Origin of the sequence: Bacillus mexicanus, assembly GCF_050445615.1 — a bacterium.
GTDB lineage: Bacteria > Bacillota > Bacilli > Bacillales > Bacillaceae > Bacillus > Bacillus mexicanus.
The window spans coordinates 1687020-1708103 of record NZ_JBCEYV010000001.1 but is presented as its reverse complement, the minus strand read 5'-3'; the positions used below and the strand labels follow the sequence as shown (position 1 = coordinate 1708103).

Here is a 21084-nt window from a genome sequence, read left to right as displayed (position 1 = left end):
AATGAAGGTAACACCTCCTGTTAGATAAAATGGTTTTAACTTAACAGCAGCATAAATGATTGGAACACGGCGAGCTTTTCGGGCGGGAGCTTGCTTTTCAGCTTGTCACGCTCCTCGGGCTTCAGCCGTTCAAACCGATTCAAGATTCCGGAGATGTTTTGATTCATATGATCAATTTCTAATGCCAGATTTCCAATTTCATCATCACGTTTAGCTGAAGAGGGAAACTGGTTCTCCAGTCGATCTTTAATATCGGACAGGGCCAATCGCTGCTTCTTGCAATCTACAATAAATATAAGCCGATTAAGTGCATTTTTATCATAGTAACGGTAATTTGAACAGGATCTGGCCGGCGTAAGCAGGCCGATATTCGTATAATAATCAACTGTTCGTTTCGTTACTCCGGCAAGTGCCGCTAGTTCACTGATGCGATAAGTCTCAGCCCCATCTATATCCCTCCCAACCATCACGTTATAGTTATGAGAATAGTTTAATATATGAACGGCATCTTGCACAAGTTTATTGTTTTTTTAACGGGAACTGGAAGTGGTGGAATTCATCATCAAATTGAAGTAACATAGGAAGATAGAATTTTCTCACTTTTATATGCGGAAGGGACAGATGAATTTGGCTGGGTTATCCCGGGAAATTGAAGCAAACTTACATAAAGGATCATGGATTCGGAAGCTGTTTGATGAAGGCGCAAGGCTGAAAAAAGAGTTCGGAGATGACCAGGTGTTTGATTTTTCATTAGGCAACCCGATTGTTGAACCGCCTGAAGCTTTTAAGAGAGCGTTAATAGAGGAAGCTGAAAAAGGCAATCACGGATACATACAAAACCAAGGACTGCCGGCGGCGAGAGAAAAAGTCGCGCAATTTTTGGCATCCCGTTTTGATGCAGGGTTCTCGGCGGAACGAGTCGTCATGACAGTGGGCGCAGGAGGGGCATTGAATGTCGCGTTAAGGAGTATTGTAAACCCGGGTGAAGAGGTTATCATTCTCGCACCTTATTTTGCCGAGTATAAACTGTATATTGAGAACTACGGAGGAAAGGCTGTCAGCTGTCCGTTGACGTCCCGGTTTGAGATCGATATTGAAGCGGTAAGGCAATCGATCACTTCAAAGACGAAAGGGCTGATTCTTAATACACCTCATAACCCGACAGGCACTGTTCTCAGCCAGAAAAATATAGATGAGTTAGGCGATTTATTAAAAGAAATAGAAGAGAAGAGCGGCCAGGCGATTTATGTGCTGTTTGATGAGCCGTACAGTCAATTAATCTATGATGAGGAATTGGCAAATCCGTTTCAATCGTATCATCGTGTGATTTTGGCGAGTTCATTCAGTAAAGATCTCGGTATAGCCGGGGAGCGGCTCGGATATATCGGTTTGGACAGCCGGATTCCGGATGCTGAACTTTTGATCAACGCTTTTGTGTATTGTAATCGAACGCTTGGATTTGTGAATGCGCCTGTCATGATGCAGCGGGCTGTGGCAAGGATGGATGATGTAAGAATAGACGCAAGCGCGTATAAAGAGCGCAGGGATATCATGGTCGGTATTTTAAACGAAGCCGGTTTTGAATTTGAAATGCCGAAGGGCGGTTTCTTCGTTTTTCCAAAATCGCCAATAGAAGATGAAGTTGCATTTTGCGTGCATGCCGCCCAAAAATATAAACTGTTAATCGTGCCAAGCAGCGGTTTTGGAGTGAAAGGACATTTCCGTTTATCCTTCAGTGTGCCGATCGAGCAGATTAAAAACTCACGGGATATTTTTGTATCTTTATATAAAGATTTTGTGTAGGAAAGCAAAGAAAACGGCTTTGAACGCCGTTTTCTTTTTTTTTTGGAAATTCTTCTCTTCCAAACAACAAAATTGACAGGCTGTGCGCCTGTAAGCAAAAGCTGCCTCTTCATTAAAGTCTAAAAATTAAGAATCATTTTTGGAATGAGTTGTGTTACAATAAAATATACAATTTATAATCAAACTTTGACTTGGAGGTGGTATGATGGGGCCCTCTGCTTAGGCAACAATACACCACGTACCTCGATGTTAAGGAAAAATGATTATATCAGGAGGTGACTCCTTATCCTTTGATGTGGGGATAAGGTTAAATGGACGATATTGACAGTCTGATTTTAATTGGTGTGCTCATTGCTTTAACCGCGTTTTTCGTTGCAAGTGAGTTTGCAATTGTTAGAGTAAGGAGATCCAGAATTGATCAGCTTATAACAGAAGGAAACAAACGGGCGATACTCGCAAAGCGTGTCATTACAGATTTGGATGAATATTTATCCGCATCCCAGCTGGGCATTACATTGACATCGATTGGACTTGGTGTGCTGGGAGAGCCGGCATTTGAACGAATGTTGCATCCATTGCTTGAACCGCTCGATCTGCCGGAATCAGTTTCTCATGGAGTCTCTTTTGCAGTTGCGTACGCCATGATCACGTTCCTGCACGTTGTTGTGGGGGAGCTGGCACCGAAAACGGTCGCGATTCAAAAGGCAGAGCAGCTGACCTTGCTTATAGCGGGTCCATTGCGTTTATTCTATTTGCTCCTGTTTCCGTTTATTTGGATCCTCAATGGATCGGCGCGGCTTTTATGCGGCATGTTTGGGTTAAAGCCAGCGTCAGAACATGACGGTTCCCATTCTGAGGAAGAACTTAGAATGCTGTTGTCTGAGAGTTTAAAAAACGGAGAGATTAATCCGTCTGAATATAAATATGTGAATAAGATTTTTGAATTTGATAATCGGATCGCCAAAGAAATTATGATCCCGCGGAAGGAAATGGCCGCTGTGTCAACAGAGATGACGATAGCAGAGATGCTTGAAGTCATGTTGAAGGAGAAATACACACGCTGGCCTGTCACAGACGGAGACAAAGACAGTGTCATCGGATTGGTGAATACGAAGCATTTGTTTTCTGATTTGCTGTTTATGACAGAAGAGGAACGCATGAAGATGACTATACACCCGTACGTGCGGCCTGTCATCGAAGTGATTGAAACCATCCCGGTTCATGATCTGCTGATCAAAATGCAGCGTGAACGCATTCATATGGCCATATTGTCTGATGAATACGGAGGAACCTCAGGGCTTGTGACGACAGAGGATATTCTTGAGGAAATTGTCGGCGAGATCAGAGATGAATTTGATGAAGACGAACAGCCGCTGATCCAAAAGCTTGGCGACCGTCATTATGTGATGGATGGAAAGGTGCGGATCGATCAGGTGAACAGTCTTCTTGGTGCATCGATCCAAGAGGACGTCGATACGATCGGCGGACTGATATTGAAAGAAAACATCGATATTGAGGCTGGGGAATCCATCCGCATTGGTTTGTATACGATAAAGGTGCTAAAAATGGACGGCCGATTAATCAAGCAAATCGATATAAAAGAAGAAGCCGGCAGCACAACCGGGATTACGGCGCACCGCGCGCTGCCGATGCCTGAACCTGTGATGCTGAACAGTGCAACCTTGAGCGAAAAATAAGCTCAAGGTTTTTTATGTTGTGATTATCCAGCCGCACCAAAACGCCAAAAGTGACCCGCAAAGCGTCAGGGCGATGTACAGGATGCTTTCCATTACGCGTTTGGCCAGCAGGAGCTGAACACTTTCAACACTGAAGGTGGAAAAGGTCGTAAAGGCGCCGAAAAATCCCGTGCCGATGATGAGGGAGGCCGAAGCGTTTGTAATGTGCAGCCCAGTAAATATCCCAAGTCCGAGCGCTCCGATAATATTGACTAATACGATGCCGATGGGCAGGCTGGGACCTTTGATTTTGGCGGTTATGAGATTGCCGAGCCAGAAGCGCAGCATCGCGCCAAACCCGCCTGCTATGAAGATACCCGCTAGTGTCATCGTTCTTGAAGCCCCTTTCTTTGTTTGGTGCTTGCTATGCGCCGTCCAGCCAAAACACCGCTTAGCGCAAGGACGATTCCTGATAACAATGAAACTGCCATATACAAAACAGCCAGTGAGGGTTGCGCCTGCAAAAGCATCACTGTTTCTTTAGAAAATGTGGACATTGTTGTAAAGCCGCCGCAAAACCCTGTGCCTAAACAAGCCGACAGCAAAGGCCGTTTTGCCCTAATCATAAAAAAACCGGTCAGACTGCCTAATAAAAGGCTGCCAGCTGCGTTTTCCAGCCAGGTTGCTGCTGGGAATTGTTCGGAGTGTATCCATATGTTGAATGCATATCGGAGGCAGGCGCCAAACGCACCTCCGATAAAAACAGCGCTATATATTTTCATGTTTGTCATCCTTTTTGATGAAATCCGGGTAATCTGTTACAATGCCGTCCACGCCCATAGCTTGTAATTTTGCTGCTATCTTTTGATTCTTGACAGTCCATGCAAACACTTTTAGGTTGTTTTTATGGGCGGAAGCGATCATCAGCCGGTTGAGACGTGTGTATTTGATATTGACATAGTTTGCAACAGATTGGCAGGCCTTCAGCTGATTTCTGGACAGCATGCCAAAGTTAGGTCTTGTAATGACAGCTGTCGGAATCGATGGATAAAGCTCGCGGAACCTTTGGACGGTACGGAATTGAAAGGACTGAACAATATTGTGAATAGAAAAAGAAAATTGCCCTAACAGCTGTCCTACTTCTTCTTCAAGTCCGACTTGAGATGGATGTCCTTTTAATTCAATTAAAAGACCGATTTTTTTGTGATAGCGTTTGAGCACCGCTTTTAAGGTTGGTATACGCTCTCCCCGAAAAGCAGGGCCGTACCAGCTGCCTGCATCGAACTTCTGCAATTCTTCCAATGTGAAATCCTTAACAAAACCCGATCCATTTGTTGTTCGGTCTAACCTGTCATCGTGTATCACGACAATCTGTCTGTCTTTTGTAAGCTGGACATCCAGTTCGATCATATCTGCATTCATTTCTGCCGCAAGGTCAAATGCGGCAATTGTATTTTCCGGAGCATAACCTGAAGCTCCGCGATGGGCAATGGTGTACAAGCTAAGTCAGCTCCTCGTATGGGCATTTCTGTTATTGTATCAAATCCATAAATGCGCGGCGATACAAACGGGTGAATTTTTTGCTTCATATCGGAATGGTCCGGGCTAAAGGAGGGCGTATAACGAAAAAAAGACATTCAGAGCAGCCAAACATATTTCTCCGCAAATTTAGTTCTTTCGACACATTAACGAAACATTCTGATCATTTATAATAGCAAAAAAGGAGGCGAGATCATGGGAAAAGGGAGAATCAGAGTGGAGGAAAGAATTAAAGCCGAAACGGATACTGAAATGCAAAACGCAACTCTCCTTGATCAGACACAAACGAAAAAAAGTAAGTGACTGTCCCTATTGAATCTGGCTGAATAGTTGACTTGAAAAGTGACCTCGGCGTTCCGCCGGGGTTTTGTGCTGTAAAAAGACATTTAGAAGAGCATCTTTACGAATCTTTTAGTATAATAAACATTTGATTTAAGAAGGGAGATCGTCATGCCGGATTATATGCAGCAATATTTTACGCTTGATAAGATCATACAAATCGGCATCAGCCTGGCAATTTTGCTGGTGTTTCTTATACTCAGAAAGCTATTCACAAGATATTTTTTCCGGTTGCTATTTAATATAACGAATCGGCGGAGAACAGAAATTTTCAAGCAGGTGGTTCTTGCATTTGAAAAGCCGGCCAGATGGTTTTTTGTTGCTTTAGGGCTGTTTTTAGCGATTCGGTATTCCCCGTTTTTAAACGATCAAATGCCGGTCATCAGCAAAATATATCGCTCACTGATCGTTGCGCTCATATGCTGGGGGCTTTGTAATTTGACTGCAGCGTCGTCATTTATCTTCCATAAGGTGAATCAGCGCTTCGAGTTGGACATGGATGACATCCTGGCACCGTTTTTATCCAAATTGCTTCGTTTTATTATCATTGCGCTCAGTGTCAGTGTGATTGCTCAGGAATTCAATTATGATGTCAACGGATTTGTGGCGGGTCTAGGTCTTGGCGGACTTGCTTTTGCGCTTGCTGCAAAGGATACCATCAGCAACTTCTTCGGCGGCATTGTTATTATTACTGAAAAGCCGTTTACCATCGGTGATTGGGTGGAGACGTCAGCAGTAACCGGATCAGTAGAAGATATTACCTTCAGGAGCACGAGATTCAGAACAGCTCAGGGAGCGCTTGTAACGGTACCAAACTCTACGCTGTCGATGGCAGCAATCACAAACTGGACGAGAATGACAAAACGCCAAATTACGTTTTCCATCCACGTGTCCTACGCTACACCGATTGAGAATCTGGAACGTTCCATTCATTCTCTTAGAACCATGCTTTTGGAGCATGAGGGCGTTGATAATGATGTTATTATGGTCAACTTCGATGCGTTTGCTGACAGCTACTACAATTTATTTTTCAACTTCTATACAAAAACAACGGTATGGGCTGAAAACCTTGTTGTGAGAGAGGATATCAACTATAAAATTATTGAAATCCTCGCTGCTGAAGGTGTTGAATTTGCATACCCCGGCCAAATGGTTGTTGTAAAGAAAAAGCATGAAAACGATCCGTTCCAGATTAATCTAAATAAAGAGGAAAAGGAACGGGCTTAAAAGGGAAAGACTTCGTCTGGCAGGGGCGGAGTCTTTTTCGTGGTAAAATAAGAGAAAAAAGGAGGTGCTAACTTGAAAGCAATCAGAACTATTTTAAATGATGCGCAGCGAATTGTCGTGCTGACCGGAGCGGGGATGAGCACAGAGTCAGGGATCCCTGACTTTCGTTCAGATGAGGGCATTTGGACGGAGGATGCTTCAAGAATGGAAGCGATGAGCCTGGATTACTTTTTAAGTCACCCGCGTCTGTTTTGGCCTAAATTTAAACAATTGTTCCAAATGAAAATGAGCGGGAGCTTTGAGCCGAATGAAGGGCACCTGCTTTTAGCTGAACTGGAGAAGCAAGGGAAGCGGGTCGACATTTTTACGCAAAACATTGACGGTCTTCATAAAAAAGCCGGGAGCCGACATGTGTACGAACTGCATGGCTCTATCCAGTCCGCTGCTTGTCCTGTATGCGGCGCCCGCTATGAGCTCCCTCATTTGCTGGAACAGGAGGTGCCGGAGTGCACGGCGGCCGGACAAGCTGGTGCCATTTGCGGAGCGGTATTAAAAACCGATGTCGTTCTCTTTGGCGATGCCGTCCTGCACTTTGACACCCTTTATGAAAAGCTCGAACAAGCAGATCTATGGCACATCTCTCGAAGTTGCCCCGGCACGATTTGTGCCTGAGGACGCAAGCCGGATTACCGGCATGAAGAAAGTCATCATTAACCTTGAACCGACATACTGTGACAGCTTGTTTGACATGGTCATCCATCAAAAAATTGGAGAGTTTGCCCGACGTTTAGGCATAAAAAAATGAGGCGCTCACATAGTGGCGGCCTCATTTTTTATTCATGAACAGGAACCATGGTGTCCTCTAATTCTCCGAAGGAATAGCCTTTTTCTTTTAGTTTATTGATTAATACCGGCAGTGCGTTTACAGTAGCGGGAAGATCATGCATGAGAATGACATAAGGTCTGCTTGAATGGCTGTTTTCCATATTCTCAAGCTGTTGTAAAACTTCCGTCACATATTTTGAATTCCGGTATTTCCAGTCCATGCTGTCAATCGTCCAATCCCAGTACATAAAACCGTCATTTTCAAGATTGTGAATTTGTGAGGCGGTCAGTGACGGCTTGCTTCCGTATGGCGTTCTGACAAGATCGGTTTTATATCCCGTGATGTCTTGCAGCGTGTCACGCGCCTCCTGCATTTCTTTTAACGGAGATGTCGGTGTTTGATAGAACAATTTGTTATTGTGGGTGACGCCGTGTAAACCGAGTGCGTGGCCTTCTTTTTCTGCCCTTTTCACCGCTTGTTTATATTCGTTCATCCGAGGTGACAGCATAAAAAATGTCGCTTTTACATTAGTGTTTTTCAATGTGTCGAGCAAGCGGTTTGTATAGGCTGACGGGCCGTCATCAAAGGTTAAGTAAACCGTCTTATTCCCCATGTTCTGCTTTGTCTGGAAATGTTTAACCAAAAGTTCAGGGGAGTCATTTTTCAGTTTAAGGCTTTCCTTCTCGTCACGAAGCTGGCCGTTTGTAGTGACAGTGACTTCCTTTGCTTTCGATGAGCTGTGGGAATAACCCAAAATCACCATAAGCAAAAGCAGCACACATAAAGCTGCTAAACTTGCAAATTTAAAAGCAAGCGAAACTGCAGAAGGAGAAGCATCTCCTCTCGTTTGTCGCATAACAATCTCTCCATTGGCATAAAATCTCTACATACCGCTGTATAGCAGGCAACTTATCAAGATGCCATATGTTTACAACCTATGTATTACCAGTCAAGTATACAGGAATAAAACTGGAAAGAACATAGAAAAATGTCGAAATATCAGATTTTAAGGAAAAAATAATCTCCTTAGCTATTGACCCAATATGGTAGAATAAATGACAATGACAGCTAGAAAAACATCTGGGAATCTCGAAAAGGGAGGGCTATTATGAAGGTTTTAGTCAATGGCCGGCTGATCGAACGCAGCGAAGCTTCGATCGATTTGGAAGATCGCGGTTATCAGTTTGGTGACGGTATCTATGAGGTTATCAGAGTGTATAAAGGAGTACTGTTCGGCTTGCGAGAGCATGCGGAGCGTTTTTTTAGAAGTGCGGCGGAAATCGGGATAGCATTGTCATTCAGTGTGGAAGATTTGAAGTATGACCTGCAAAAGCTTGTACAGGAGAATGCGGTCAGTGAAGGAGCGGTATACATTCAGACAACAAGAGGCGTAGCGCCGCGAAAACATCAGTATGAAAGCGGGCTTAAGCCGCAGACTATTGCTTACACATTTACTGTGAAAAAACCGGAGCAAGAGCAGGCGTACGGAGTGGCAGCAATTACAGATGAGGATCTCCGCTGGCTGAGGTGCGACATTAAAAGTCTGAATTTACTGTATAATGTGATGACCAAGCAAAAAGCGTATGAAGCAGGGGCTTTTGAAACGATTTTGCTAAGAGACGGCACTGTTACAGAAGGTACATCCTCTAACGTTTATGCCGTTATCAATGGAATGGTGCGAACGCATCCGGCTAATCGGCTCATTCTCAACGGGATTACACGGATGACTATTTTAGGGCTGATGAAAAAGAACGGGATTGAGCTTGAAGAAAAGCCTGTCAGTGAGGAAGAACTGAGACAGGCGGAAGAGATCTTTATTTCGTCAACAACGGCAGAAATTATTCCGGTCGTGACGCTCGATGGGGAATCAGTCGGAAGCGGTGAGCCCGGACCGGTGACAAAACAGCTTCAGGCTGCTTTTCAAGAAAGCATTCAGCAGGCAGCAAGCATTTCATAATGAAGCATAAAAAAAGAGTCCGCTTTGCAAGCGGAGCTCTTTTTATTTTTTCAAAAATCCAACCAAAATGGAGAGCATCGGCGATATATAGAGGAAGAATGTAAATGGGATATAGTTAATGACGGGAACACCGAGTGTGCTTGCCATAAAAGCGCCGCATACGCCCCAAGGGATCAATGGATTCATTAATGTCCCGCCGTCCTCTAAGGATCTGGAAAGAAATTTCCGCGGAATGTTTTGTTTGTCATATAACGTTTTATAGGATTGTCCCGGTATTAAGATTGATAGATACTGTTCACCGGTTGCCATGTTGATGCCGATGCTTGAACAGACCGTGGCCGCAATCAGCTGGCCTTTTGAGCGGATGCCTTTCATGACACCCTCCAACAGCGCGGAAATTAATCCGATTTTCTCCATCAGCCCCCCAAGTGCAAAAGCAATCATAATAAGCGAGACTGAGCCCATCATTGATTGCAGTCCGCCTCTGTTAATAATTTTAGCAGCGGCCTCATTATCTGTTTCAAACGTTGTGCCATTTTGCAAAGCTGTCATGAACCCCTGCAGGCTGCTGTCAGGTACAAACATAGCAGTCAACATTCCCGAGGAAATAATTCCAGCGGTTAGAACGGGAATCACGGACACACGCTTAACCGCCAGCAAAACGACTAATAGTGGTGAAAGAAGCGACCACGGCGTTACGTTAGCGGCATCCTTGATGCCTTTTATGACCTGTTGAATATCAACTGTCGAAGCAGTGTCCGCTGACACAGATAAACCGAGAAAGTAAAACAGAACGACGGTGATAAGTAAAGCCGGGATAGTAGTGCCCATCATATGGCGAATATGTTCAAAGATTGGTATGCCGCCTATGCCGGCGGCAAAATTGGTTGTGTCCGACATTGGAGACATTTTATCGCCAAAGCATGCGCCGCAGATGACCGCGCCCGCCGTCCATTCAAGTGGAACACCAGCCGCGCTCGCAACGCCGATCAGCGCAACCCCAATTGTGCTCACTGTTGTCAAGCTTGAACCGACAAGCGTGCTGATGATCATGCACGAAAACAAAGCAGTCAAAAGAAGGTGACTTGGTTCAATAAAAGACAGAACATAAACTGTTACGGACGGTATTGCGCCGCTGTACATCCAAGCGCCGATTAAAATACCGATAAGCGCCAGAACGATAATCGGCTGTACGCCGTTTTTGATTCCCTCTACAATCCCTTTTTCTAGGTTAACCCAAGAAAAACCGATCCATAAACCAGCTGCCGAAAGCATAACAACACATAGAAACAGCGGGATATGCGGTTCTGTATGCAGGAAAAATAAGCAAGAAATAATGATGCCTAACATGAATATAAATAAACCGACGGCTAACGGAAACGTCAGCTTTTTTTGAGAATCCAAAATAACACCCCATCATTGTTCTTTAATGCTTTTGTGCTTTTGGGCACGAAAGCATTATAACAGAAAAAAATGAAAAACTATGTTTTTTCACAATTATGAATTTAAAAAAGCGAGCACAAAGCGTGCTCACTTTACAATCAATACGGGTATATCTGATTTCGATGAAAGCTTTTCGCTTACACTCCCGAATATCAGCTTTTTCAGCTTGTTCTGGTCTCTGCTTCCGGTTACGATCATATCGGCAGAAATGCGGTTTGCATGCTCGATAATTGATTCAGCCGGATCGCCTTCTAATATATCAATATCTCCATCTGTCTGCTGGTCATTCAGCATCATTCGGGCTTCTGCGATGATTTCTTCTGTACGGTCTTCATAGATCATTGGCTCAGGGGGTGCGACATCTGATACAAGCGGATCAGGAATACTTGTCACGCCTCCGCCAATATAGGTTGCCCCTGCTGCGGGTCTGGGAGGGTCGATGATGGTCTGATTGTCCTTCCTATCATGTGAATGGGCGACGGTAATATCAGCATTTACGGTCTTAGCAAGATCGATAGCTGTCTGCAGCGCTTTTTTGCTATTTTCACTTCCGTCAAACGCAACGATGATACGGTCAGCATGAAACATCATTCTCACCCTTTCAAAAGCGTCTTACAACACAATACCCGCATTCGTGTATAATTAACCTTTTCCTATTCAAGTAATGATTGACAAAAAAAGGATTTGTTTATATGATAAAAAAAGATGAAATGTAACTGGAAGGAGGGTTTGCTATGCCAAGGAATTTGTGTGTTTATCAAACAGTTTCATATTGGCGCGGCAAACCCTATGTTCTGTTTGATTGAAAGTTTTTTAACTTTAGCTGCGCTTGAAAAGCGCTGTGCATACATATCTGTTACAAAAGGCATGGAGCTGACGCTTCGTGTCTTTTTTATATACAAAATGTAAAGAAAGACAGGTGTATGGGATGTGAAGACAAATACAGGGGCAAGGACAGCTCGTGCAAAACGAAATGAAAAAAGCTGCAAGGGAAAAATAGAAGGCGGCTGATGGAGATAAAGGAGATGGGGATTGATGTTTTCAGTATTGAAAAAGCTAGGCTGGTTTTTTAAAGCATACTGGCTGCGCTATACAATTGCGATTGTGCTTTTATTGGGAGTCAATATCATTGAAATGTTTCCGCCTAAGCTCTTGGGGAATGCCATAGATGATATGAAATCGGGGACGTTTACTGCGGAAGGGATGCTATTTTATATCGGTATCTTTTTTGTGCTGACGGCTGTCGTGTATATCATGTCTTATTTTTGGATGCACCAGCTGTTCGGCGGAGCGAATCTGATGGAGAAAATCCTTCGTACGAAACTAATGGGACACCTGCTGGCCATGTCACCGCCGTTTTATGAAAAAAACCGGACAGGAGATTTAATGGCACGAGGGACGAATGATCTTCAGGCTGTTAGTTTAACGACGGGGTTTGGCATCTTAACATTAGTCGACTCTACGATGTACATGATGACGATCTTTTTGACGATGGGGTTTCTGATCAGCTGGAAGCTGACCTTAGCCGCTATTATCCCGCTTCCTATTATGGCGATTGCCATCAGTCTATACGGAAGTAAAATTCACGAGCGGTTTACGGAGGCTCAAAATGCGTTCGGGGCGCTGAATGACAAAGTGCTGGAATCTGTTTCAGGCGTACGGGTGATTCGCGCGTATGTTCAGGAAACAAATGATGTCCACAGGTTTCATAATATGACCGCCGATGTGTATCAGAAAAATATGAAAGTGGCGTTTATTGATTCACTGTTTGAGCCAACGATGAAGCTGCTTGTCGGCGCCAGCTATCTGATCGGACTCGGTTACGGAGCGTTTCTTGTGTTCCGAAATGATCTGACGCTGGGCGAGCTTGTGTCCTTTAACGTTTATCTCGGCATGATGATTTGGCCGATGTTTGCTATCGGCGAACTCATTAATGTGATGCAGCGTGGCAATGCATCATTGGACCGGGTAAATGAAACTCTTTCTTACGAGCCGGACGTCAAAGATCCGAAGCAGCCCGCTGAACTGAAAGGGTCTGGAGATATCATTTTCAGCCATGTCAGCTTTACATATCCAAGCTCGACAAGCGTCAATATTCAAGATGTTTCGTTTGCGGTGCGACAAGGGCAGACTGTCGGTATTGCCGGTAAAACCGGAAGCGGAAAAACGACAATTATTAAGCAGCTTTTGCGCCAATATCCTGCTGGTGAAGGAAGCATCACACTTTCAGGCGTGCCGATTGAGCAAATCCCTCTTGACCGGCTCCGCGGGTGGATCGGATATGTGCCGCAGGATCATTTGCTGTTTTCAAGGACTGTAAAAGAAAATATTTTATACGGAAAACAGGGTGCAAGTGATGAAGAGGTCCAGAAAGCTATTGCCGAAGCCCATTTTGAAAAAGACTTGCACATGCTTCCGGCCGGTCTGGAGACGATGGTCGGTGAAAAAGGCGTGGCACTGTCCGGCGGGCAAAAACAAAGAATTTCGATTGCGAGAGCGCTCATGGCGAATCCGGACATTTTGATCCTGGATGACTCGCTTTCTGCCGTCGATGCCAAAACAGAGGCGGCCATCATCCGGAACATTAGAGAAAACCGTAAAGGAAAAACAACATTTATTTTGACGCACCGTCTATCAGCGGTAGAGCATGCCGACCTGATCCTTGTGATGGATGGAGGAGAGATTTCTGAGAGAGGCACACATCAAGAGCTAATGGCCAATAACGGGTGGTACCGAAAGCAATATGAAAGACAACAGTTGTTCACTGCGGAAGAAGGGGGAGCGGGGGCATGAAAACAGGAAAAACGTTATGGAGATATGCACTCCTATATCGAAAGTTGCTGATCACTGCCGTTCTATTGCTTGCGGTCGCCGTCGGGGCAGAACTGACAGGGCCGTTTATCGGCAAGAAAATGATTGATGACCATATCCTCGGTATTGAGAAAACATGGTATGAAGCTGAGAAAAACGATAAAAACGCCGTTCAGTTTCACGGCACTTCTTATGTTAGAGAAGATCGTATACAGGGGCCTGTATCTCAAGAAAAAGAAGCGCATGTTTATCAAGTGGGAATGGCATTCTATTTTGTTGATCAGGCTGTCAGCTTTGATGGGAACAGAACAGTTTCTGACGGAAAGCTGACGATCACAAATGGTGACAAGAGCCAGACATATGCTGCTGAAAAGCTGACAAAAGAGGAGCTCTTCCGGTTCTATCAGCCGGAAATAAAGGGTATGATGTTTCTCATCTTCCTGTATGGGGGCTTGCTTATCTTTTCTGTGTTCTTTCAATACGGACAGCATTATTTGCTGCAAATGAGCGCCAATCGGATTATTCAAAAGATGAGGCAGGACGTGTTTTCGCACATACAAAAAATGCCGATTCGCTATTTTGACAACCTCCCGGCCGGCAAAGTAGTTGCCCGGATTACCAATGATACGGAGGCCATCAGGGATTTATATGTGACAGTGCTGTCAACATTTGTGACAAGCGGAATCTATATGATCGGAATATTCACAGCCTTGTTTCTGCTGGATGTTAAGCTTGCATTTGTGTGTCTGGCAATTGTTCCGATTATCTGGCTATGGTCGGTCATCTATCGAAAATACGCGTCTTATTACAATCAAAAAATCCGTTCCATCAACAGTGATATTAACGCAAAAATGAACGAGTCCATTCAAGGCATGCCGATTATACAGGCGTTCCGCCATCAAAAAGAGACGATGAGAGAATTTGAGGAATTAAATGAGTCTCATTTTTATTTTAAAAACAGGATGCTGAATTTAAACTCCTTAATGTCCCATAATCTTGTCAATGTCATCCGGAACCTTGCGTTTGTCAGTCTGATCTGGCATTTTGGCGGTGCAAGTCTGAATGCGGCCGGGATTGTTTCCGTCGGTGTGCTGTATGCGTTTGTCGATTATTTAAACAGGTTATTTCAGCCGATTACAGGCATCGTTAATCAGTTTTCAAAGCTGGAGCTGGCGCGGGTTTCTGCGGGGCGTGTTTTCGAATTGCTTGGAGAAAAGAATACAGAAGAAGCGGGTGAACCGGCGAAGGAGCGCGCGCTGGGACGGGTTGAATTTCGAGATGTGTCATTTGCCTATCAAGAAGGAGAAGAGGTATTAAAACATATTTCCTTTACTGCGCAAAAAGGTGAAACCGTAGCGCTCGTCGGTCATACCGGATCAGGAAAAAGCTCGATTTTGAATCTCCTGTTTCGCTTTTATGACGCGCAAAAAGGAGATATTCTAATTGATGGAAAAAGCATTTACAACATGTCAAGACAGGAACTCAGATCCCATATGGGTATTGTGCTTCAGGACCCGTATCTATTCTCGGGCACAATCGGATCTAACGTAAGTCTTGATGATGAAAGATTGGACGAAGAAGACGTGATAAAAGCACTGCGTCAAGTCGGTGCCGAAGCGTTTCTGAAAAAGCTTCCGAAAGGCATCCATGAACCTGTTGTTGAAAAAGGCAGCACGCTGTCATCTGGAGAGCGGCAATTAATTTCTTTCGCAAGAGCCTTGGCATTTGATCCCGCAATTTTGATTTTGGATGAAGCAACGGCGCATATTGATACAGAGACAGAGGCTGTGATCCAAAAGGCGCTTGATGTCGTTAAACAAGGACGCACCACCTTCGTCATCGCTCACCGGCTTTCAACGATCAGAAATGCGGATCATATTTTGGTCCTAGATAAAGGAGAAATTGTTGAGAAGGGAAACCATGAAGACTTAATGGCGATCAAAGGCCAATATTATCAAATGTATGAGCTGCAAAAGGGACAGAAACCTTCGATTGCGTAACGTTCAAAACCCCAAAACATTCGTGTTTTTGGGGTTTTTATGTCATTAATAAGCCAGTCCCACGCGGCAGCCGATATACTCTCCTGTCACAAGTTCATGATAGAGGAAATCAGCAGTATCACCTACCGTAATGCTCGTGCCGCCCTCAGGTAATACATCACGCTGTGCGCGATAACCGCCGCTTGCTATTCCGTCGGGCAGGTAAGTAGGACAGATGATTGTCCAGTCTAACGAGGAATCTTTTAGCATTTCGTATACTTTTGCATGCTCTTTGGCTGCGCGGGTCTTTTTTCGTTTTGATTCATTTGTTTCAAACCGGTACTTTCTTGGTTCATATCGAGAATTAAGAATGCCAGCGGTACCGATTGTAATAAGCCGTTTGATCTGCTGTTCCTTCATAATGTCCAGTATATTTGCGATAGCTGCAGACAGGGTATCATCACCATCTGTGCCGAGACAGCTGATCACGATGTCAGCATCCTTTACAATTTTTTTTACATCTTCCACGCGGCGCGCATTCCCCATGATGACTTGATCTTTTGGAAGGGGAAGCTCGGTATGATGAGATCTGACCAGCGCAAAAATAGTAAATTGTCCATTTGCGGCAGCTTGTTTTAAAAAGGCTTGTCCGACACGGCCGCTGGCTCCAAATAAAGCGATTTTCATCAAAAAACCTCCTCGCCCCTTATTATAAAAGGGTGGCCTCAATTTGAACAGCGCGGAAAAGAATATCTGTACAAATAGACAGCACGATGGGAAACATATTCATGAATCACGGATATACTTACGAACTGAATCAGCTCCCAATTCACAAAGTGGATGAATGCCACCTTTATTCCCTCCCTTTTTTTCTAGAATATGTGGGGCAGGGAAAAGGGTGACAACATAAAGAGAGCGCGGAAACCGCGCTCTCTATAGCCATATATTGAATTGTTATTGAACTCTGCCGCCCATTTGCTGCTGCGCGAAAGATACTAAACGTTTTGTGATTTCTCCTCCGACAGAACCGTTAGCACGAGAAGTTGTCTCTGCTCCAAGGTTAACACCGAATTCAGAAGCAATTTCAAGTTTCATTTGATCGATAGCCTGAGCTGCACCAGGGACTAGTAAGTCGTTTGAAGAGTTTTGGTTAGCCATGTGTCATATCTCCTTTTTGTTTAGTATGGTTGGGTTAACTGGAGTTGCACCAGTCTGTGGACCCGTCTCGGGTGTCACTGCCGTCTCGGCGTAACCCAATGCTTGCCGGCTTGTTACTAGTATTATGTTAAAGTGGCCTGAAACTCATGCAGAGAATGAAGTGGTAAATCTTGAAAAGGCATAAAAAAAGCATAGCCGTTTAGGCTAAGCTAAATATGTAAAATGTATTTCATTTGTAAGGGCAGGCTCGTCAGCGAGAAACAAATCCCCGATTCAATCATAAAATGAAATTTTCGGTAAAGGATTTCCAGATGAAATGAGAAACCATTACGGCCGCGATCCTTAGAAATTGATATCAAATGACCTGAATATAACGAATGATGTTTATTGTATTACTGCTAAAACATCACAAAAGCAAACCCGCTTTATCAAAAAAGCGGGACAGGTCACGAAGGCCACAGCGCATCATGTGAGGTGATTGCCTTCTCGGATAGATATGACGCGTATTCAAAGCTTCTTCGTTTTGTCAGAGAATCAACATGATACAAATGTGGATGGGAAAAAATACTGCGGCCCGGACGTGAATTGGCTTCAAACATCCATACCTTTCCGTTATGATCAATACCAAAATCAAAACCGATTTCCCCAATAAACCCTTCGATATGATCGTGAAGCACATGACTTGCCGTCAGTGCCGCAGCAGATAGCTTTTTAATGACTTCAACTCTTTCAGCAGGATCATCGTATACTTCTGCAAGTGTTTTTACAATGCCGCCATTAGAAAGATGTGTGGTAATGCTGTTTTCTCCGGAAATTTTTACGGCTATGGCTGTGACCGTCCATTTCCCTTTTCTGTTTTTATTCGTGTGGACACGAAAATCCGCCGGTTTGCCTTGAAATTCGATGAGATCAACACCTTGCTGGATGAGAAAGTCAGACGGGTCGTGCTGTTTTTGAAATTCTGCCAGAAACGCGGCGGCATCGGAATAATCGATTGAAGAAAACGTTTTGGCGTCATTTGTATGTTTCACCGTCAGGCCGTCGTCTGTTTTTGTCAGCTGATAAATGCCGGTACCGAGTGCTCCGTTTGCCGGTTTGATATAAACTTTTTTGTATACATTGCAGAGCTCATTAATCCGCTCCTCAGATGGTATCAGCTTGGATGTCGGCAAAAAAGGGGCTGTTCTTGGGTCTTGTTCAAGCAGTTGATGAACACTCCATTTATTAAAAAACGTTTTATTAAACCATGGAATTTGATATTCATCGATCAGTCTCTTTTTTGTATGTTGTAAAAGAAGTGAATCTTCAATTTTCCGATTTGGCAAACGGTCATAAACGACGTTTGGCAGCGGGACGATTTTTTTCTCCCAGCCGTTTTCCCTGTAGAGGAGCCCCTCAATTGTGCCTTCCTCCCAATTGATTTGGTGAGCACCAAAAACGAAGCAGTAGCCTCCAGCTTGCTCATGTAACGTCACGAGCTTAGAAAAAAAGAGAGAACGATCCTTAAAAGGGCGTTCAAGAGATACGGTAAACCCTGCTGTAAAGATGCCGATTAACGGTCCGATATGCACTGTATGATCATGAATCAGAATGTCAGCTCTGCTTCTGTGGGGAAGCAAAAGCTCATGAAATAGATTTTCAGAGAGAAGCACGGTTTGTTCAAGGTGCTTTCTATAGGAAATGTGGCATCTGACAACCTTCGTCCCGAACGCGGCATGTAAAAGTCCGTTTCGCTTCAGCGAAGAGGGCAGAAACAGGGTATTTTCACTGTTTTTGTCTATGCCGATCAAAAACCGTTTACCATTCACGCGGAAGAACTCCCTTCTGGCTTTGTTCAGAAGATAGATATTGGCATCGTTTTAAAGGACATGTGTACAGCTGTTCTTTTTGCTCGGGAGAAACCCGCAGGATTGACTTTCTGCCCGGTTTGGAATTGATATCCATGATCCAAATTCTACCGTCCTTTGCAAGGCAGATGTCAAGGCCAAGTTCAAACAGCGGCCCGTAGCGCTCGTCAAGATAATATGGAACCGACTGGGTAATCGAAAATACGTCATCCAGCAAGACAACCTGCTGTTTTTTCGGTATATCTTCAAACCAAGAATCAAATGTCAGTGCATCAGACCCGCCAGACAGGTTGGCCAGCAACCCGTGTTTGTAGCCGCGTCTCACTGCCTTTCCGACCGTATTCCATTCACCAGCTTCGGTTTTTTCCATGAACAGGCGGATATCACATGGATATTGCTCCTTATCTTGAATATTTAAGTAAGGCTGAAGCAAATATTGGTGCTGAAGCACTTTTTTGCACCATGTTTTAAAAGAAGCCTGTTTGGAAAAGGTTTTGGTCTGCTTATCTTTTCCGATGTGATACGTAGCGGTTATGTTTTTCTTGCCCAGCTCCAATAGAATCACGCCTCTGCCTCCGGCGCCGAACGCGGGTTTTAGGATGCAGGCTTTTTCTTTGGATAAGAAGGAGTGAATTTGTTCATATTGGCTTACCTTCATCGTTTCGGGAATATAAGGATTGATCACAGCATTCTGCTGCAGATCATGAAGAACGGTCCACTTATCGGGAAGACCTAGCCCGATAAATTCCGTTTTCGGATATTTTTTAAGCCACTCAACGATTGGTTTTGCTTTTTGAGATTGAGAATCCTTGCCGTAAAAACAGCGGTCATAAATATAATCTGGAATCGCCATTTCAGTTTCATTCCATGTTCTGCTGGCCGAATGATAAACCGATGCTTTGACACGCAAGGTCTCTGGAGAAATATCAAACGGTGTAAACCGAACGAAAAGTATGCCAAATTCGGGTGCTCTCTTGGCCAGCTCTGCGGAATAGTCCGCTTCGTGCTGGCGGGATAAGGACATAAAACCAAGTGTTATCATGGTGAGACTCCCCCTTTTATTCAAAAGCTGCCGGCGGGTGTCAGCAGCTTTACGCTAAATACATTCAGGATGAACGCAGCTGACGGTATTCTACTTTACAGAATACGATTCTTCACCTTGCACTATTCCAAAAGAACAAGCTGATTTTCTAATAACGGAAATTTGTCTCCTCGTTTGCTATGTGATTGCATGAGCCTCTATAATATGAATAGATACATCAACAATATGAAAAAAGCTGAAGCACAGATGGAGGAAGATGAATAGGAATGGGTATTGCAGGAACCTTTATTTTTATGATCGTGATCGGTGCCGCCATTGGCGCGGTGACCAATCATTTAGCCATTCAAATGCTATTTAGGCCTTATAAGGCGTACTATTTGTTTGGGAAACGAGTCCCTTTTACGCCAGGGCTGATTCCGAGAAGGCGGGATGAACTGGCAAAACAAATGGGACTGATGGTTGTTAATCATCTCTTAACCCCTGAAGGCATAAAAAAGCGGCTTGTCTCTGATGCAGCAAAAACGCAGGCTCTTCAAGTCGGGGAACAGCTGATTCAAAAGCTGTCGCTTTCTGAAATGACAGTAAAAGACGCGCTTGAAAAAGCTGGGGTGAAACGTCCTGATGAAGCGACAGACGCATGGATCAGCCGCTGGACGGATGATAAGCTGAACGAGCTTTTCCTCCAATACGAGCACCAATCGTTAAAAGAGCTGTTGCCTTTAGAAGTGCAGGAAAAGATAGGAGAAAAAATCCCGATGATCTCAGAATATATATTGTCACGCAGTGTCAGTTATTTTGAGAGTGATGAAGGGAAAGCCCGTCTTGCGAATATGATTGACGGCTTTTTAAAAGAACGCGGCATGCTTGGAAGCATGGTGCAGATGTTTCTCGGCAATTCAAGCCTTGCGGACCGCGTGCTGCCGGAGCTGCTGAAGTTTTTGCGGAATGAAGAAACAAATCAATTGCTTTCTGATCTCCTAAAAAACGAATGGGGCAAGCTAAGAGAGTATACGTTTAATGAAGCAGACGAAAAATGGAATGCAAAAGCGCTCATTTTCAGCTTGAAACGAAGCGTGCTGCGAACATTTTCGACTGCGCCTTTCTTCGACAATACGATTGGCGCGCTTTTCGTCCGCTATGAATCTGAGCTGACCGGGAAAATGTTGCCGGCACTGTTAGACAAATTGCTTGAAGGGGTTTCTGCTAATCTAGAAAGTGTCTTAAAACGGATGCGCCTAGAGGAAATCGTCAAGGAGCAGGTGGATCAATTCCCGGTGCAGCGTCTTGAAGAGATGGTGCTGTCCATTTCAAAAAAAGAATTTAAAATGATTACCTATTTGGGAGGCCTTCTCGGCGGAATTATAGGTGTAATTCAAGCGTTGTTTGTCGTCCTTTTTTAAGAAGAGATGAGTTCTGGTTAATGAAAGCAGCTCCATA

At 44.3% G+C, this 21084-nt stretch carries 21 protein-coding genes and 1 pseudogene; 10 read left to right on the top strand and 12 right to left on the bottom strand.

What is annotated here, in order from left to right; translation table 11 throughout:
- Positions 1 to 35: 35 nt before the first annotated feature.
- Positions 36 to 467 carry a Cu(I)-responsive transcriptional regulator gene (cueR, locus tag AAGG74_RS09215; RefSeq protein ID WP_162102185.1) on the bottom strand — a complete coding sequence of 144 codons (432 nt, stop codon included), beginning with the start codon at positions 465 to 467 and terminating at the stop codon, positions 36 to 38.
- Between the two features lie 154 nt (positions 468 to 621).
- Here cueR and AAGG74_RS09210 point away from each other — a divergent pair, with 154 nt between their 5' ends.
- Entirely contained in the window at positions 622 to 1803 is a 1182-nt protein-coding gene (locus tag AAGG74_RS09210) for a pyridoxal phosphate-dependent aminotransferase (RefSeq protein ID WP_429675176.1), read from the top strand.
- A 311-nt stretch (positions 1804 to 2114) separates the two neighbouring features.
- Positions 2115 to 3500: a hemolysin family protein gene (locus AAGG74_RS09205; protein ID WP_429675175.1), complete on the top strand. Its 1386-nt coding sequence runs from the start codon at positions 2115 to 2117 to the stop codon at positions 3498 to 3500.
- A 12-nt stretch (positions 3501 to 3512) separates the two neighbouring features.
- Here the strand turns inward: AAGG74_RS09205 and crcB are convergent, their stop codons facing one another.
- From crcB to AAGG74_RS09190, 3 genes are read right to left on the bottom strand one after another with little or no spacing between them, the layout of a single operon-like run.
- Positions 3513 to 3869 (bottom strand): fluoride efflux transporter CrcB, encoded by a 357-nt coding sequence (gene crcB / locus AAGG74_RS09200; RefSeq protein WP_429675174.1) that lies wholly within the window; start codon positions 3867 to 3869, stop codon positions 3513 to 3515.
- Positions 3866 to 4261, bottom strand: a complete 396-nt coding sequence (locus tag AAGG74_RS09195; RefSeq protein WP_429675173.1) for a fluoride efflux transporter FluC — start codon at positions 4259 to 4261, stop codon at positions 3866 to 3868. Before AAGG74_RS09195 ends, crcB begins: the two co-directional genes overlap by 4 nt.
- Positions 4248 to 4979, bottom strand: a complete 732-nt coding sequence (locus tag AAGG74_RS09190) for a glycerophosphodiester phosphodiesterase (protein ID WP_429675171.1) — start codon at positions 4977 to 4979, stop codon at positions 4248 to 4250. The genes AAGG74_RS09195 and AAGG74_RS09190 overlap by 14 nt, the downstream gene beginning before the upstream one ends.
- Before the next feature lie 234 nt (positions 4980 to 5213).
- Between AAGG74_RS09190 and AAGG74_RS09185 the strand changes: the two genes are divergently transcribed.
- The 3 genes and pseudogenes from AAGG74_RS09185 (at position 5214) to AAGG74_RS09175 (ending at position 7389) form a co-directional block, all read left to right on the top strand.
- Positions 5214 to 5321 (top strand): YhdX family protein, encoded by a 108-nt coding sequence (locus tag AAGG74_RS09185; protein WP_162102102.1) that lies wholly within the window; start codon positions 5214 to 5216, stop codon positions 5319 to 5321.
- A 147-nt stretch (positions 5322 to 5468) separates the two neighbouring features.
- On the top strand, positions 5469 to 6584 hold the full coding sequence (locus AAGG74_RS09180) for a mechanosensitive ion channel family protein (RefSeq protein ID WP_429675170.1): 1116 nt from the start codon (positions 5469 to 5471) through the stop codon (positions 6582 to 6584).
- Positions 6585 to 6656: 72 nt separating this feature from the next.
- A pseudogene (locus tag AAGG74_RS09175) lies at positions 6657 to 7389 on the top strand (NAD-dependent protein deacylase).
- 28 nt (positions 7390 to 7417) lie between these two features.
- On the opposite strand, the gene AAGG74_RS09170 reads toward AAGG74_RS09175, so the two are convergent.
- Positions 7418 to 8266, bottom strand: a complete 849-nt coding sequence (locus AAGG74_RS09170; RefSeq protein WP_429675169.1) for a polysaccharide deacetylase family protein — start codon at positions 8264 to 8266, stop codon at positions 7418 to 7420.
- A 252-nt stretch (positions 8267 to 8518) separates the two neighbouring features.
- Between AAGG74_RS09170 and dat the strand changes: the two genes are divergently transcribed.
- On the top strand, positions 8519 to 9367 hold the full coding sequence (dat, locus tag AAGG74_RS09165; RefSeq protein ID WP_429675168.1) for a D-amino-acid transaminase: 849 nt from the start codon (positions 8519 to 8521) through the stop codon (positions 9365 to 9367).
- Between the two features lie 42 nt (positions 9368 to 9409).
- Here dat and nhaC read toward each other — a convergent pair whose 3' ends face one another.
- Positions 9410 to 10771: a Na+/H+ antiporter NhaC gene (gene nhaC / locus AAGG74_RS09160; RefSeq protein WP_429675167.1), complete on the bottom strand. Its 1362-nt coding sequence runs from the start codon at positions 10769 to 10771 to the stop codon at positions 9410 to 9412.
- A 126-nt stretch (positions 10772 to 10897) separates the two neighbouring features.
- The gene (locus tag AAGG74_RS09155; protein ID WP_162102096.1) at positions 10898 to 11398 is read right to left on the bottom strand and encodes a universal stress protein; all 501 of its coding nucleotides are present in this window, start codon (positions 11396 to 11398) and stop codon (positions 10898 to 10900) included.
- 141 nt (positions 11399 to 11539) lie between these two features.
- Between AAGG74_RS09155 and AAGG74_RS09150 the strand changes: the two genes are divergently transcribed.
- From AAGG74_RS09150 to bmrD, 3 genes are all read left to right on the top strand, one after another.
- The gene (locus AAGG74_RS09150) at positions 11540 to 11719 is read left to right on the top strand and encodes a hypothetical protein (RefSeq protein ID WP_429675166.1); all 180 of its coding nucleotides are present in this window, start codon (positions 11540 to 11542) and stop codon (positions 11717 to 11719) included.
- A 126-nt stretch (positions 11720 to 11845) separates the two neighbouring features.
- Positions 11846 to 13603 (top strand): multidrug ABC transporter ATP-binding protein BmrC, encoded by a 1758-nt coding sequence (gene bmrC, locus AAGG74_RS09145; protein ID WP_429675165.1) that lies wholly within the window; start codon positions 11846 to 11848, stop codon positions 13601 to 13603.
- Positions 13600 to 15621: a multidrug resistance ABC transporter ATP-binding protein/permease BmrD gene (bmrD, locus tag AAGG74_RS09140; RefSeq protein WP_429675164.1), complete on the top strand. Its 2022-nt coding sequence runs from the start codon at positions 13600 to 13602 to the stop codon at positions 15619 to 15621. Before bmrC ends, bmrD begins: the two co-directional genes overlap by 4 nt.
- A gap of 45 nt (positions 15622 to 15666) precedes the next feature.
- Here the strand turns inward: bmrD and AAGG74_RS09135 are convergent, their stop codons facing one another.
- The 5 genes from AAGG74_RS09135 to spaC form a co-directional block, all read right to left on the bottom strand.
- Positions 15667 to 16287 carry an NAD(P)-dependent oxidoreductase gene (locus AAGG74_RS09135; protein ID WP_225494223.1) on the bottom strand — a complete coding sequence of 207 codons (621 nt, stop codon included), beginning with the start codon at positions 16285 to 16287 and terminating at the stop codon, positions 15667 to 15669.
- Between the two features lie 38 nt (positions 16288 to 16325).
- Positions 16326 to 16451: a hypothetical protein gene (locus AAGG74_RS09130; RefSeq protein ID WP_162102091.1), complete on the bottom strand. Its 126-nt coding sequence runs from the start codon at positions 16449 to 16451 to the stop codon at positions 16326 to 16328.
- A 103-nt stretch (positions 16452 to 16554) separates the two neighbouring features.
- Positions 16555 to 16758 carry a beta type acid-soluble spore protein SspB gene (gene sspB, locus AAGG74_RS09125; RefSeq protein ID WP_003224226.1) on the bottom strand — a complete coding sequence of 68 codons (204 nt, stop codon included), beginning with the start codon at positions 16756 to 16758 and terminating at the stop codon, positions 16555 to 16557.
- 446 nt (positions 16759 to 17204) lie between these two features.
- Positions 17205 to 18566 carry a YheC/YheD family endospore coat-associated protein gene (locus tag AAGG74_RS09120; RefSeq protein WP_429675163.1) on the bottom strand — a complete coding sequence of 454 codons (1362 nt, stop codon included), beginning with the start codon at positions 18564 to 18566 and terminating at the stop codon, positions 17205 to 17207.
- Entirely contained in the window at positions 18556 to 19647 is a 1092-nt protein-coding gene (spaC, locus tag AAGG74_RS09115; protein ID WP_162102089.1) for a spore coat associated protein SpaC, read from the bottom strand. Before spaC ends, AAGG74_RS09120 begins: the two co-directional genes overlap by 11 nt.
- Before the next feature lie 266 nt (positions 19648 to 19913).
- Between spaC and AAGG74_RS09110 the strand changes: the two genes are divergently transcribed.
- Positions 19914 to 21047 carry a DUF445 domain-containing protein gene (locus AAGG74_RS09110; protein ID WP_429675162.1) on the top strand — a complete coding sequence of 378 codons (1134 nt, stop codon included), beginning with the start codon at positions 19914 to 19916 and terminating at the stop codon, positions 21045 to 21047.
- Positions 21048 to 21084: the final 37 nt, after the last annotated feature.